The 13976-nt window shown below is 51.6% G+C and carries 12 protein-coding genes; 9 read left to right on the plus strand and 3 right to left on the minus strand.

All coding sequences use genetic code 11. The features are described from left to right. Positions 1-131: 131 nt before the first annotated feature. Positions 132-1400: an NAD(P)/FAD-dependent oxidoreductase gene (locus ACNA6I_RS00365; protein ID WP_416312759.1), complete on the minus strand. Its 1269-nt coding sequence runs from the start codon at positions 1398-1400 to the stop codon at positions 132-134. A 226-nt stretch (positions 1401-1626) separates the two neighbouring features. On the opposite strand from ACNA6I_RS00365, the gene ACNA6I_RS00370 reads away from it, so the two are divergent. Both ACNA6I_RS00370 and ACNA6I_RS00375 read left to right on the plus strand, forming a co-directional pair. After that, on the plus strand, positions 1627-3246 hold the full coding sequence (locus tag ACNA6I_RS00370) for a putative polysaccharide biosynthesis protein (protein ID WP_048007402.1): 1620 nt from the start codon (positions 1627-1629) through the stop codon (positions 3244-3246). Positions 3247-3302: 56 nt separating this feature from the next. Beyond that, positions 3303-4019: a pseudouridine synthase gene (locus tag ACNA6I_RS00375; protein ID WP_252264979.1), complete on the plus strand. Its 717-nt coding sequence runs from the start codon at positions 3303-3305 to the stop codon at positions 4017-4019. Between the two features lie 911 nt (positions 4020-4930). Here the strand turns inward: ACNA6I_RS00375 and ACNA6I_RS00380 are convergent. After that, entirely contained in the window at positions 4931-5152 is a 222-nt protein-coding gene (locus ACNA6I_RS00380; RefSeq protein WP_048013503.1) for a DeoR family transcriptional regulator, read from the minus strand. A 355-nt stretch (positions 5153-5507) separates the two neighbouring features. On the opposite strand from ACNA6I_RS00380, the gene pepV reads away from it, so the two are divergent. The 3 genes from pepV to ACNA6I_RS00395 are packed head-to-tail and all read left to right on the plus strand — an operon-like array spanning position 5508 to position 8115. Then, complete coding sequence (gene pepV / locus ACNA6I_RS00385; RefSeq protein WP_416312760.1) at positions 5508-6923, plus strand: dipeptidase PepV; 1416 nt, start codon at positions 5508-5510, stop codon at positions 6921-6923. A gap of 42 nt (positions 6924-6965) precedes the next feature. Then, positions 6966-7823: a D-amino-acid transaminase gene (gene dat / locus ACNA6I_RS00390; protein ID WP_048013504.1), complete on the plus strand. Its 858-nt coding sequence runs from the start codon at positions 6966-6968 to the stop codon at positions 7821-7823. A gap of 13 nt (positions 7824-7836) precedes the next feature. Then, positions 7837-8115, plus strand: a complete 279-nt coding sequence (locus tag ACNA6I_RS00395; protein WP_048013505.1) for a hypothetical protein — start codon at positions 7837-7839, stop codon at positions 8113-8115. Between the two features lie 119 nt (positions 8116-8234). Here ACNA6I_RS00395 and cysK read toward each other — a convergent pair whose 3' ends face one another. Continuing rightward, positions 8235-9164, minus strand: a complete 930-nt coding sequence (gene cysK, locus ACNA6I_RS00400; protein ID WP_416312761.1) for a cysteine synthase A — start codon at positions 9162-9164, stop codon at positions 8235-8237. A gap of 173 nt (positions 9165-9337) precedes the next feature. Here cysK and thpR point away from each other — a divergent pair, with 173 nt between their 5' ends. The 4 genes from thpR to pulA are packed head-to-tail and all read left to right on the plus strand — an operon-like array spanning position 9338 to position 13952. After that, positions 9338-9922, plus strand: a complete 585-nt coding sequence (thpR, locus tag ACNA6I_RS00405) for an RNA 2',3'-cyclic phosphodiesterase (protein ID WP_416312762.1) — start codon at positions 9338-9340, stop codon at positions 9920-9922. Further along, on the plus strand, positions 9906-10859 hold the full coding sequence (locus tag ACNA6I_RS00410) for an NERD domain-containing protein (RefSeq protein ID WP_148795665.1): 954 nt from the start codon (positions 9906-9908) through the stop codon (positions 10857-10859). The genes thpR and ACNA6I_RS00410 overlap by 17 nt, the downstream gene beginning before the upstream one ends. Continuing rightward, positions 10856-11791 (plus strand): diacylglycerol/lipid kinase family protein, encoded by a 936-nt coding sequence (locus ACNA6I_RS00415; protein ID WP_416312763.1) that lies wholly within the window; start codon positions 10856-10858, stop codon positions 11789-11791. The genes ACNA6I_RS00410 and ACNA6I_RS00415 overlap by 4 nt, the downstream gene beginning before the upstream one ends. Next, positions 11778-13952, plus strand: a complete 2175-nt coding sequence (pulA, locus tag ACNA6I_RS00420; protein WP_416312764.1) for a type I pullulanase — start codon at positions 11778-11780, stop codon at positions 13950-13952. Before ACNA6I_RS00415 ends, pulA begins: the two co-directional genes overlap by 14 nt. The last annotated feature ends 24 nt before the right edge of the window (positions 13953-13976 follow it).

Here is a 13976-nt window from a genome sequence, read left to right on the forward strand (position 1 = left end):
GCTTGCCGAGGAGTACCCGTGGAAAGCGAAGTCTTGCACGGAAATCATGAGCGGCATAAGGCACCTAGACTGATCGTATTCGTCATTACATGGCACCTTTTTCGTTTTGTCCCCACCTCTTTGCAGTTCATTCAGGACTGCGCAAGGGCTGCATTGGACCCTGCTAGACGGCCGGTGACGAGTGCGGAGGTGATATTATATCCGCCGGTATAGCCGTGAATATCAAGCACCTCTCCACAGAAGAAGAGTCCATTCATCTTTTTGGATGCCATCGTCTTCGGTTCGATCTCCTTGATCGATACGCCACCGCCTGTGACGAAGGCCTTATCGATGGATAGGGTCCCGTTCACGGTGAATGTGAAGTGCTTCAGCAACCGGGCGAATTGGCGGAGGTGATCGACTGCGAGGTGATCACCCTTCTCATCGAGGTCGATCCCGGACTTCTCCATTAGAAAATGAAGGTAGCGCTCTGGCACGAGCCCCTTGAACAGGTTTTTAGCCGACTTTTTCCCATCGGTCTTCACCTGCTTGTGGAGGCGCTGGAACAGCTGTTCTTCGTGCTCATCCGGGAAGGAATCCACTTCCATGGTGACATGGGTGAGGTTCCATTTCTTCATCGCCTTGACCACATACTGACTGCACCGGAGGACGGCCGGACCCGAGATCCCGAGATGGGTGAAGATCATATCCATGCGGTGGGTGATGATTTTTTTGCCTTTTGGATTCAATACGCTGAGCGCGACGGAGCGAAGGGATAGGCCCTGAAGCTCCTTGCGCTTGACGAAGGGTTCATCGGAAGTGAGGGGGACTTCCGTCGGGAAGAGGTCGGTGACGGTATGGCCCGCCTTCTCTGCCCACGGGTAACCGTCCCCGGTCGATCCGGTATGGGGAACGGATTTACCGCCTACGGCAACGACGACGGCAGCAGCGCCGAGTTCATCCCCGTCCTTCAGTCTTACGCCGACGGTTGCGCCGTCTTCATACAGGATCTCATCCACGGTCGTACTTGTACGGATCTGGACGTCGAGCCTTTTCATCTGATCGAGGAGGGCTTCGACGACATCCATGGCACGGTTGGAAACCGGGAACATCCGGCCGTGGTCCTCCTCCTTAAGGGCGATCCCGAGATTCTCGAAGAAGGAAATGATATCTTCATTGCTGAATTCAGAGAACGCGCTGTAGAGGAAGCGGCCGTTCCCCGGGATATGCTTGATGATTTCGTCCACGGGGAGCCGGTTCGTTACATTGCATCGCCCGCCGCCTGAAATGGCGAGCTTCCGGCCGAGCTTCGTCCCCTTGTCGATCAGGAGGACCCGGGAACCCTTTTCTGCAGCGGCGATGCTTGCCATGAGACCGGAGGGACCCCCGCCGATGACGATGACATCATATGTTTTTTTCATTGATTACACCAACTTCTATTCTGATAAGATTGTTTGTTTGAATGGAAAAAGACCCATTAAGGTTCTCTTTATTTTAAATGGGCTTGTTTTGAAAAACAACCATCCGAAAAAAATTGTCATTCGTTTCATACAGTAGTAAACTACTCATAGTGTGTAAATTTCAGAGTGTTTATTCCAAGTCTCTTTTTTGAGAATAAGTGCAACAAGGTAAATTGAGAGGGATACTATGTCATCAAAACTAATTCGCGGAACGTTTATTTTGACGCTCGGGACCTTTATTTCCAAGTTTTTGGGTCTTTTTTATGTTATACCGTTCGATCGTTTATTGAGGGGACATGAAGAAGGGGCCTCCCTTTATCAGTACGGCTATGTTCCTTACACTATATTTTTGACGGTGGCGACGGCCGGAGTGCCGCTTGCTGTGTCAAAGTTCGTATCAAAATATAATGCCATAGAGGAGTATGCGGTAGGAAGGCGGCTGTTCAAGTCGGGCCTTTTCCTCATGACCATCACGGGGATCGTCTCCTTCCTCATCATGTATGCCTTCGCACCGATCTTCGCCGAGATGACCATCAAGAGCGATGACCAGGTCATCACGGTCGCTCAGGTGACAACGGTCATCAGGGCCGTGAGCTTCGCCCTGATCATCATCCCGTTCATGAGTCTGATCCGGGGGTTCTTCCAGGGGTATCAATCCATGGGACCGACGGCGCTCTCCCAGGTCGTTGAACAGATCGTCCGGATCATCTTCCTCCTCGGAGGGATCTATGTCGTCTTGAATATCATGAACGGCACCGTGACGACGGCGATCAGCGTCGCCACATTCGCCGCCTTCATCGGAGGGATCGCAAGCCTGGTCGTCCTCATCTGGTACTGGTTCAAACGGAAGCCGCAGCTGGACGAGCTCATGCTCGAAGACAAAGGGCAGGTGCAGGTTTCCCTGCGCTCCATGTACAAAGAGATCATCGCGTACTCCGTCCCGTTCATCTTCGTCGGACTGGCGAACCCGCTCTTCCAGCTCGTGGATCAGATCACGTTCAACACCGCCATGGCGGATATCGGAAATGCCAGGGTTTCAGACCACGCATTCGCCGTCTTGAATTTCTACACGCATAAATTGGTCATCATACCGGTGTCGCTCGCGACGGCCTTTTCCATGACGCTGATCCCATTGATCACCTCATCTTATACGAGCGGTGACCGGAAGACGATGAGACGGAATATCGATCAGACATTCCAGATCCTCTTGTTCCTGACCGTGCCGGCAGCACTTGGCATTGCGCTCCTTGCCGAACCGACGTATACGATGTTCTATCACAGCGATGCCCTTGGTACATCCGTACTCCGGGCGTATGCACCGGTCGCCATCCTATTCTCTCTGTTTGCCGTCACGGCGGCGATCCTGCAGGGGATCGATGAGCAGAAATTCACGATTTTCAGCTTGCTTGTGGGGTTATTATTGAAGCTCAGCCTCAACATCCCCCTCATCAAACTGTTTGAAACGGAAGGGGCGGTCCTCGCCACCTCCATCGGCTATGCCGTGGCGATCCTGATCAATCTCTACGTGATCAAGAAATACGCTCGGTATCAGTTCAGGCTCATCATCAGGAGGACGGCTTTCATCGCCGCGATCAATATCGTCATGGCAATCGTCGTACTGGCCATCTACTGGCTGCTTGTGAAATTCCTGAACCCGGCTTCCGGATTCCAGTCGATCTTCATCGTCGCCATCTGCGGCGGTGTCGGCGGACTCGTGTACTTCTACATCAGCATGAGGAGCAGGCTCGCGGACAAGCTATTCGGAGAGCGCATTACCCGCTTGCGAAGCAAATTACGAATCGGATAAACCACAAAGGGGATGATCACTCATCCCCTTTTCAATTAGAAGGAGAGTGACGCATCATGCGTATAGATAAAATGCTGGCCAATATGGGCTACGGAAGCAGGAAAGAAGTCAAGAAGCTGCTGAAGGAAGGCGGACTTCAAGTGAACGGAGAAGTCGTCAAGGACGGGAAGAACCATGTGAATCCCGAAACCGACACCGTCGTCCTGTACGGAGAAGAAGTGCAGTACAGGGAGTTCATCTACCTCCTCATGCACAAGCCGCCAGGCGTCATTTCCGCAACGGAGGATCAGAACGACGAAACGGTCATCGATCTCCTTCAGATGGAAGACCAGATCTTTGAACCATTTCCAGTCGGCAGGCTTGATAAGGACACGGAGGGCTTGCTGCTTCTTACAAACGATGGACAGCTGTCCCACCAGCTTCTTTCACCGAAGCGGCACGTACCGAAAACCTACTATGCCCGCATCGAGGGCGAGGTGACGGAATCCGACGTGAAGGCCTTCGCCGCCGGCGTGACCCTCGATGATGGGTATGAAACCAAGCCCGGTAAACTGACGATCCTTGAATCCGCTCCTCAATCGGAAATCGAACTCGTGATCACCGAAGGCAAATTCCATCAGGTGAAAAGGATGTTCGAATCCGTCGGGAAGAAAGTGACCTACTTGAAGCGCATCTCCATGGGACCGCTTGGACTCGGGGACCTCGAGCTCGGGGAGTACCGGGAACTGACGGAAGAAGAAGTGACGATGCTGAAAGAATATAAACCGGAATGAATGAAGGCGGCTCCTGATGGGGTCGCTTTTTTTTTCGTGAGGGAGTGGATGCATGGCTGGTATACATGTAGAACGCAGGAGTTGATAAACGTGAAGTGAGAAACGAGTATGCCCGGCTAATTAGTGGCGCAGGAATGTGTGTGTTGGTCGTGCACGAACACGAAGCGTGGAGAGGCCAGGGGAGTCCGGAGTATCGTACGTTCGTGCAGGTGAATGGTAGATTAAAGAACGGTTTCGTACGTAAGGGCGGTTAATCGCAAATAGAAAGGGCCCGGCAAAAGTCATTCGCAAATAAAATTTAAAATTTCACAAATAAATTCAGAAAAGTCGAAAATAAATCTTTTGAATTCGCAAGTAAGGTTGTTCTCAGGCTCTGAGTTTGGTGGGAAGGAAGAGAAAACTCAAAAAGTGAGTGCGAAGAAAGTCGTTTTATGTCGATTGGGGAATTTGACACCATTCGGCCTTTCTTATTGCTTTAATAATGGGGAGGTTTACAAACAATCCACCATTATCGCCGGTATCAATAAAAAGTCGCAAATAACGTGTTTGATTGTACTTCTCGATATAAGCCAAAAATCCCGAAAAGGCAAAGGGCGCCTTCCCGGGATTTCTGTCTTATGCTTGTCGCCTCAGGGCCAAGCCCCTCCGCTTTTCTATGTGTCCAGCTTCGGTGGGTTGCCCCTCGAGGTCATAAGCCAAAACCCCCGAAAAGGCAAGGAACGCCTTTCCGGGGGGTTCGTCTTATGCTTGTCGGGTCAGGGCGAAGCCCCTCCGCTTTTCTATGTGTCCAGCTCCGGCGGGTTGCCCCTCGAGGTCATAAGCCAAAAATCCCGAAAAGGCAAAGGGCGCCTTCCTGGGATTTCTGTCTTATGCTTGTCGCCTCAGGGCGAAGCCCCTCCGCTTTTCTATAATCAACTTGTCATTTTTACTTTTTTGGTGGTTGTGGTCCAGTGCCCCCGGCTTGGGCTTTCGACCAGGTCGTTGTAGGCCAATACGTTGAGATCTCTTTGTATGGTGCGTGGAGTAATGCCAAATTCGTCTACAAGATCTTGAGTTGTTACTGTACCTTTCTTATTGATGTACATGTATACAGCCTTGATTCTAGTTAGCATACGATTGGTTGAAGGTTTCAAAAAACCACTCCCTCATCATTATTCCAAAGGCAAAGACTACAGTGTCAACTGTGCACCACACGTGCTACCTATGTACTAAGCGCTTTAGACAACCCCTTTTGTGTTGACCGCCGTTCCGGGTCATTTTTAAATTTGAAATGTCAGACAACTATATTGTAACGCTATTCCAGAAAAATATCTAGGGAATTGTTCGATTCCATCCATTTAAATGGATGGGATTGGTTCTAGAATATGTTTGTATATGAAAAAACATGTATATTGCTGAGGATTTTCTTGTTGTTCCTGTTTGGTTTTAGAAGGCAAACAGTATAAAATGGGAGGGAACGAAACTATTACATATAGAGCAGGTGTTAGGATGACAATTAACTGGATGAATGAAGTGGAAAACCGGAAGGAAGATTTACTGAAGGATCTCCAGAAATTCTTGCAAATTAAAAGCGTCATGGATGAAGAAGATGCTACGGAAGAAGCTCCCCTTGGTAAAGGAGTGAAGGAAGCATTGGACTATATGCTTTCACTTGGGGAAAAGGATGGGTTTACACCGAAGAATGTCGGCAATCTTGCCGGGCATCTTGAGTTCGGGGAAGGGGAGGACCTTCTCGGGATCCTCTGCCACGTCGATGTGGTTCCTGAAGGGGATGGCTGGAGTGTCGATCCGTTCGGCGGCGAAATAAAAGACGGGAAAATCTTTGCACGTGGGGCCATCGATGACAAGGGACCGACCATGGCGGCGTATTATGCCATGAAGATCGTGAAGGAACTCGGCGTCCCGTTCAATAAGAGGATCCGCATGATCATCGGCACGGATGAAGAAAGCGATTGGAGATGTGTCGATCACTACTTCAAGAATGAAGAAATGCCGACGATGGGCTTTGCGCCTGATGCCGACTTCCCGATCATCTATGCTGAAAAAGGGATTGCAGATTATGATCTCGTTCAGGAGAAAACACGGGATGCAGAAGCCGAAGGAATCCGCGTGAAGCACTTCGAATCCGGCCGACGCTACAATATGGTGCCGGATCATGCAAAAGCTGTACTTCGCATGGATGAAGATCATACGAAATGGGTCCAATACTTTGATACCTTCACGAAGGATGAAGGCATCAAGGGTGACTGCTTCATGGAAAACGGGGAGCTTGTCATCACGATGGAAGGAGTATCGTCCCACGGGATGGAGCCTGATAATGGCAAGAACGCGGGCCTTTATCTGGCGGCGTTCCTCAGCAAGCTGCCCCTCGCTCCTTATGAGGCTGATTTCTTTGGATTCACGTCCAAGCATTTCTTTAAGGATTCACGTGGTGTCCAGCTTGGGGTGAGCTTCACGGATGATATCACCGGCGATTTGACCATCAATGTCGGCAAACTCCGCTTCTCTGAAGAAGATGGAGGACGCATCGGGCTCAATATGCGCTATCCTGTCACATTCGATATGGATAAAGGCCGAAAGATCCTTGATTCAGTCGAAGGGTACAGCATTGAAAACTTTGATGACAGTGAACCTCATCATGTTTCGGCAGACGATGACTTCGTCCGGACCCTGCAAAAGGTCTATGAAGATCAAACGGGTGAGAAAGCGGAGCTCCTCAGCATCGGCGGAGGCACCTACGCAAGGAGCCTGGAAACCGGCGTGGCCTTCGGTGCCTTGTTCCCGGGACGCGAAGACATCGCTCACCAAAAAGATGAATATATGTATATTGAAGATTTGCTGAAAGCGACGGCGATCTATGCCCAGGCCATCTACGAATTGACATGTGAACAATCCTCCCGATGAGGAGCGTAATCTAACGACAGACTATATAAAGGGGAGTGCAGGATGGAAACAGTATTTGTGAATGGTGTATTGATGGATCGGAAAGAAGCGAAAGTCGATATCGAAGACCGCGGATACCAGTTTGGCGATGGAATCTATGAAGTTGTCAGGGTCTATGGTGGGAAGACGTTCACCATGAAAGAGCATATGGAACGGTTCTATCAGAGCGCAGAGAAGATCAAGCTCCATATCCCCCACGAGATGGATGAGCTTACCGGATTGATCCACCGTTTGATCGAAGCCAATTCGATCCATGACGGGATTGTGTACCTACAGGCCACACGCGGGGTCGCTTCCCGTCAGCATCACTTCCCGGCATCTGACGTCAAAGGCAGTGTGGTCGCCTATACGAAGGAAGTGCCCGTACCACAGTCTCAGATGGATCAGGGAGTTACGGTGAAGCTCATAGAAGATGTTCGCTGGTTGCGGTGTGACATCAAGAGCCTGAATCTTCTCGGCAACCTTCTGGCCAAGGAAGAAGCTGCTTCTGAAGGTCATTTCGAGGCGATCCTGCACAGGGGCGATCTTGTGACAGAAGGCTCTTCTTCCAATGCCTTCATCGTGAAAGACGGAGTAGTGAGGACCCATCCTGCCACAAACCTGATTTTGAACGGTATAACAAGAAGGGTGATCCGGGACCTTGCCGGCAAAGAAGGAATTCCATTCCAGGAAGACGCCTTCACCCTCGACGAGCTGTCGTCTGCAGATGAAGTCTTCATCGCAAGCACCACGTCCGAGGTGATGCCTGTCGTGAAGATCGGTGATTGCCTTGTAGGGGAGGGGCGTCCGGGGGCCGTCACGAGAAAGCTCCAGGAGGCTTTCAAAAAGCGGATCGGGCAAGAGGCTCCTGTGGTCCATTGATCGGGAGAATCCGATGAAAGCCATTTTTTCGCAGCCTTTCATGCAGACAGAACGCCGCATTGAGGAAGAGACGCAGAAAACGATCGAGACGGTCGGATACATCCATTTATACAAGGACCGAATCGAGACCCCTTCGAATGTATTCGTCATAGGCGATGTGTTCGATGTGACCAGCAGGTCGCTATCGGCAGGCTACTGTTTCTTGTATCTCCACACCATCATCGGTGTGCGGACGTTCATCATCAAATCTTCACCCGAGCGCTTCATCCTTCACTACCGTTCATTGAAATGAGTGCACGAAAAAGGACCCTCCGTCTGCAGACGGAGGGTCCTTTCTTATTGGCAAGTTTGAGGTGGGGTCTATATATCAGGCACCGATCAGCCGATGATCCCTTTGATGGTCTCCTTAAATCAAAAACGGAACAAATCGCTGGAAAGGTAACGTTCTCCCGTATCGCATGCGATGCAAACGACGACCTGATCAGGGGAAAGCTTCTTCGCCACTTCGATGGCAGCATAGCAGGCCGCGCCTGAAGATGGACCGACAAGGATCCCTTCTTCGCTTGCCATCCTCCTGGCAATATCATAGGCTTGTTCATCTTCGATTCTGTGGATTTCATTGTAGATATCCGTATTCAGGATTTCGGGTACGAAGCCCGGGCTTGTACCAACGAGTTTATGCTTGCCCGGTTTCCCTCCTGAGAGGACGGGTGATCCTGCCGGTTCCACGACGTGGATGTCGAGGTCGGGGTAGTACGTCCTCAAGCCTTCCCCTGTTCCGGTGATCGTACCGCCCGTACCGGCAGTTGCTACAAATGCAGCAAGGGGCTTGCCGATTTGTTTCATGGCTTCTGCGATTTCGATGGCGGTCGATTGCCTGTGGGCGTCGGGATTGGCGTGATTCTCGAACTGCATGGGCATGAAGCTGTTCTCGATGGCTTCCGTCAGTTCCTTGGCTTTGGCGATTGCGCCAGGCATCTTCTCATCACCCGGGGTGAGAACCACTTCGGCTCCGTACGCCTTGAGAAGATTGATCCGTTCCTGCGTCATCGTATCGGGCATCACGAGGATCGCCCTGTACCCTCTTGCGGCTGCGTTCATGGCGAGGCCGATGCCGGTGTTGCCGCTCGTCGGTTCGATGATGGTGGCCCCTTCCTTCAATAATCTGGCTTTTTCCGCTTCTATGATCATATGGTAGGCGGCCCGGTCCTTCACACTCTTGCTCGGATTATAGAATTCCAGCTTGACGTATACATCCGCCCCTTCTGCAGGAGCCAATCGATTCAATTTCACAAGGGGGGTGTCCCCGATCAAATCAGCGATGTTTTGCACAACTTTCATGATGAACATCCTTTCCATCTGGTCTTATCGTTACTTTCTATCCTACTCAATCCTATAAATTCTATCAAATAAATCAGCTTTGCGGGTCATTTCCCAAGTATTTCCCCATGCACTGGTTCTCTAGGTTCTCACATTTTGCTATGATGGATATACATCAAGAAAGGACGGATGATATGCGACAGCCTCATTATTTCTTTGCCCTCCCCCTTCCGGAAGAAGAAAAGCTCCGTTTGGCGGATCAGGCAGAAGCATTTCCATTCAAAAAGCCGGTCCATCATCAGGACTTCCATTTAACACTGGCATTCCTTGGGGGTTCCGGGGAGGATGCCCTGGACCTGGTGAAGTCCAAGGTGAGGCAAGTGGCAAGGGTGCATGAACCTTTCACATTGACCTTCAGTGACTTTGACGTTTTCGGGCGCAGGGAAGCACCGCGCATCTTCTGGATGGGGGTGGCCCCTTCCGATGAGCTCACCCGTCTGAGGGCGGCCGTCTATGGGGCATGCCTTGAGGTGGGATACGAGTTGGATCCCCGACCGTTTGCTCCCCACATCACCGTGGCGCGTAAATGGGGGGGAGAGTATGCATTCAATGAGCGTTCTCCAGAAATCGAACCACTTCATACCGAATTTCCCGTAGAACACGTTGTCCTGTACCGGACACGACTGGAACATATCCCAAAATACGAGCCGGTGGCGACGTTCCCATTGAAAGGGCTGACACCGGGAGAAAGAGGAGAACCTCATGGCACAGCTCATTAAACTGCAGGACTACATTTCCAGATATGAAATGGATCTTTACCGCTATCCTACCCAATTTGTCCGGCTGAAAAAACAGCAGTGGGAAAAAATGAAGGATCATTGGGAAAATGGTGACACCCATGAGGAGTCACATAGTGCGATGGAGGAGAAAGAAACCGTAAAAGATCGCTTGTTTTCCTTCTTTAAAAGAAGGGGGGATCAAGAAGAGATCGAGGATTTGACCATATATGCAGAAAGTGATGATGAAGAGGAGTTCGCCATTGATGCCGAAAGGGTGGAAGCTTCAACGGAAGACGAATTGAAGCAGGTGTTTCTCGAGAATATCATGGATTTCCAGCTGAAGTGGGCAAGTTCGACCATATCACATCGTTCGTATGTGGATAACAGCTATTACTATGATGAACGGTTGAAGTATCTTCTCCAGCGGTTCCCTGATAATATATTGGTGCTCTATCACCCGATTCTTAAGATCAAGAAAGCCCCCGTCGAATTCGAAACGATCTTCATCACTCCGACGGCCGTCTGGTGTCTCACTTTCCTGGAGTTTGAGGAGGGCACGGCGTACATCGGGGGCAAGGAGCATTTTTGGCTCAAGAAGTGGGGACAGCAGGAAGAGAAGGTGTTGAATCCCCTGATCACCCTGCAAAGGATGGAAACGATCATCGGTCAGATCCTCCGCTTTGCCGGTGTGGACCTTCCCATACATAAAGGCGTCATCTGCCGCAATGGGTACATCGATTATCCACAGGCTCCCCACCATGTGCATCTTTTGGACAAACGGAAGCATGAAGGGTGGTTCGAATCTCAGCGTTCCATTTCTTCTCCCATCAAGGGCGTGCAGCTCAAGGCTGCCCAGGCCATTCTGGACTATGGCCATTCAACGTCCTTTAAACGGATCGGCATGGATGAGGACCGGTTCGTCGGGGAAGAGCAGTGAAGACCTTCTACCTCGTCAATCCCAAGGCAAAAAACCGGGGGAGTACAGAAGCATGGGAACGGTTCCGCATGGAAGAAGGGATCACCCATGAGTCCTTCGTCACCCGGCATCCATCTGAAGTGAAGCGGGTGGTCCGGGATCTTGTGGAGAGATATCCCGACGAAACCCTTCTCCTTGTCGGGGTGGGCGGTGACGGGACGATGAAATCCATCATCAGCGCGTCGATTGGTTTCCCTCAGGTGATCATCGGGTATATTCCTTCAGGAAGCGGGAATGATTTTGCAAGGGGGTACAATTGGCCGCGGAAGCCACGTGAGGCTGAAAACCGGATAAAATCCGGATCGGGCCACGCCTCCTTGATGGATGCAGGTGAATTTCAACTCCCTGCGGAGCCGAATGGGCACTTTGTGAATAATATAGGAATAGGATTCGATGCCCGGGTAGCGGGACGTGCCAATCATTCCCCATGGAAGAAACGGCTTAACCGGGTTTCCCTCGGGAAGCTGATCTATCCCATCATTCTGGTGAGGGAAGCCCTTACGTTCCAGCCCTTCTCCCTGCGGGTCCGGAGCGATGGGGAGGAAATGACGTACGATAAGGTCTGGTTCATGACAGTATCCAACCATCCGTATTTTGGAGGCGGCATGAAGATCGCCCCCGATGCCCATCCGGGTGACGGCATGCTGGATGTGACTGTCGTGGCCGGACTCGGCCGCCTTAAGCTCATTGCGGTCTTTCTTTCTGTGTTTGTGGGAAAACACACGGTGTTTAGAGAAGTTCATACATTCCGCACGGAGGAAATGGTCGTGCAGGCGGAGGGGGATCCCGAAGTCCATGCTGATGGAGAATCATGCGGGATCCTTGCATTGAATGGACGCATGGGCATCAGGGTGCTCTCGTCCAGTTGGAAAATGATGAATGGAAGAGGGTGAGCAGGTGTTCAATATCAGGCGTCAATACGAAGCGTTCATGGATACATTCAAGACCATCACGCTCATCATCCCGCATGATCAAGCCGGTGGTGAGAGGGAATTCAGCGTTGTGAGGGGCGATACAACCATCCCCCTTGAGATAGAGGAAGAGATCCAGCTTGAGCACGCAATGAAAATCGTGACGTCTCTACCTGGAGAACTCGATCTGGAAAAGGCCTGCGAAGTGGTCGATGCGAACGGGATCAGGACCGACCTTCAAGTCGGGGCCGTCATCAGGACGGCGGCATTCGATGAGCGCTACTACTACGAAGGCGAAGACCTTGGGGTACGGAAAGTGGAAGGCGGGTTCCGGTTTAAACTATGGGCCCCTACGTCGTCAGCGGTCAAACTCAAGCTGATCTCAAAAAACGGTGAGGAAGCAGAACATGACATGACGCGGGAAGATAAAGGGGTGTGGACCCTGGAGATCCAAGAAGACGTGGAAGGATCCTTTTATTCCTATCTCACCTGCATCAATCTCGTCTGGAAGGAAGCTCTCGATCCCTATGCCGTTGCCGTGTCCTTCAACAGCCGCTGGGGTGTGGTCGCGACTGAACTCGGACCTCCGTGTACATCCCTTCCGCCAGTTGCCTCCCCCGTCGATGCCATCATCTATGAGCTCCATGTGCGGGACTTTTCCGCCGGTAGTGAAGGCGGCATGAAAGCAAGGGGGCGCTACGGTGCCTTTTCCGAGCGTGGAACAAAGACGCCGGGTGGATACTCAAGCGGAGTCGACTATCTCAAGGAGCTCGGCATCACGCATGTGGAGCTTCTACCTGTCAATGACTTCGGGGGCGTGCCGGATGATCCATCCGATGAAGAGTATAACTGGGGATACAACCCATTATTCTTCAACGTCCCGGAAGGCAGCTACAGCTCGGATCCCGGTGAGCCACTGGTTCGGATAAGGGAATTGAAAGAAGTGGTGAACAATCTCCATGATGAGGGAATCAGGGTCATCATGGATGTCGTATACAACCATGTGTTCATAAGGGAAGAATCCTCTTTTGAAAAAATCGTGCCGGGGTACTTTTTCCGCCATGGGGAAAATGGGTTGCCTTCGAATGGAACCGGGGTAGGGAACGATTTTGCTTCGGAGCGGCTCATGGCGAGGAAGTTCATCAAGGATTCCATCCGCTTTTGGATCAATGAATACGGGTTCGACGGCTTCCGGTTCGATCTCATGGGGATCCTGGACGTGACGACGATGAATGAGGTGTCGGATCTTGCGAGGGACTCGGGTCTCATCGTCATCGGGGAAGGGTGGGACCTGAATACCCCTATCCCCCAGGAAGAAAAGGCGAACCTCCGCAATGCACGGTCCATCCCGGATGTGGGACAGTTCAATGATTGGTTCAGGGATACCGTCAAGGGGAGCACCTTCAATCTCCATGATAAAGGATTCATCCTTGGGCATAGCGGCCTTGAGAAGCAGGTGGCCCAGGTCCTTTCGGGAAGCGTCGGCATCCAGAGCCGGGACCAGGGGATCTTCGATGGGCCCATCCAATCCGTCAACTACATCGAATCCCATGATAATCACACCCTCTGGGATAAGATGAAGGCGTGCATGCATGAGAGCGAGGAGCAACTGTTCAAGCGGCAGTCCCTCGGCACCGCGATGGTCCTCCTTTCACAGGGGATCCCGTTCATTCACGCCGGTCAGGAGTTTTACCGGACAAAGGGAGGACATGAGAACAGCTACAATGCCCCGGTCCGGATCAATCAGCTTGATTGGACGCGCAGGGAAGAACATGAAAAAGCCATTGCGTATGTACGGGGATTGATCGATATCCGGAAAGCTCACGGCGCCTTCAGGTTCCCGAGAGCACATTTGATCAGGGAGCATGTGAGCGTCGTTTCGGCTGAACATCAATCCGTGGTCATCCGCTACTCGGAAGTCGGGGACTACGGTCCGTGGAGTGAGATGATTCTGGCCTTCAACGGCGGAACGGAACCGGCCTCTTTCGCACTTGGAGATGGCGAGCGGTGGCGGTGCCTGGCAAAAGGGGATCGTGCGGATGCCGACGGTCTGTTCACCATCGAAGGAGACCAACTGGAGGTCGCCCCGCTGACGGTCTCGGTTGCGGTGATGCAGTCGATTCCAGGTAAGCTTGACGAATAGGGAATATGACGATAAAATTAAACA

It is taken from the genome of Rossellomorea sp. FS2 (assembly GCF_047915635.1).
GTDB lineage: Bacteria > Bacillota > Bacilli > Bacillales > Bacillaceae_B > Rossellomorea > Rossellomorea marisflavi_A.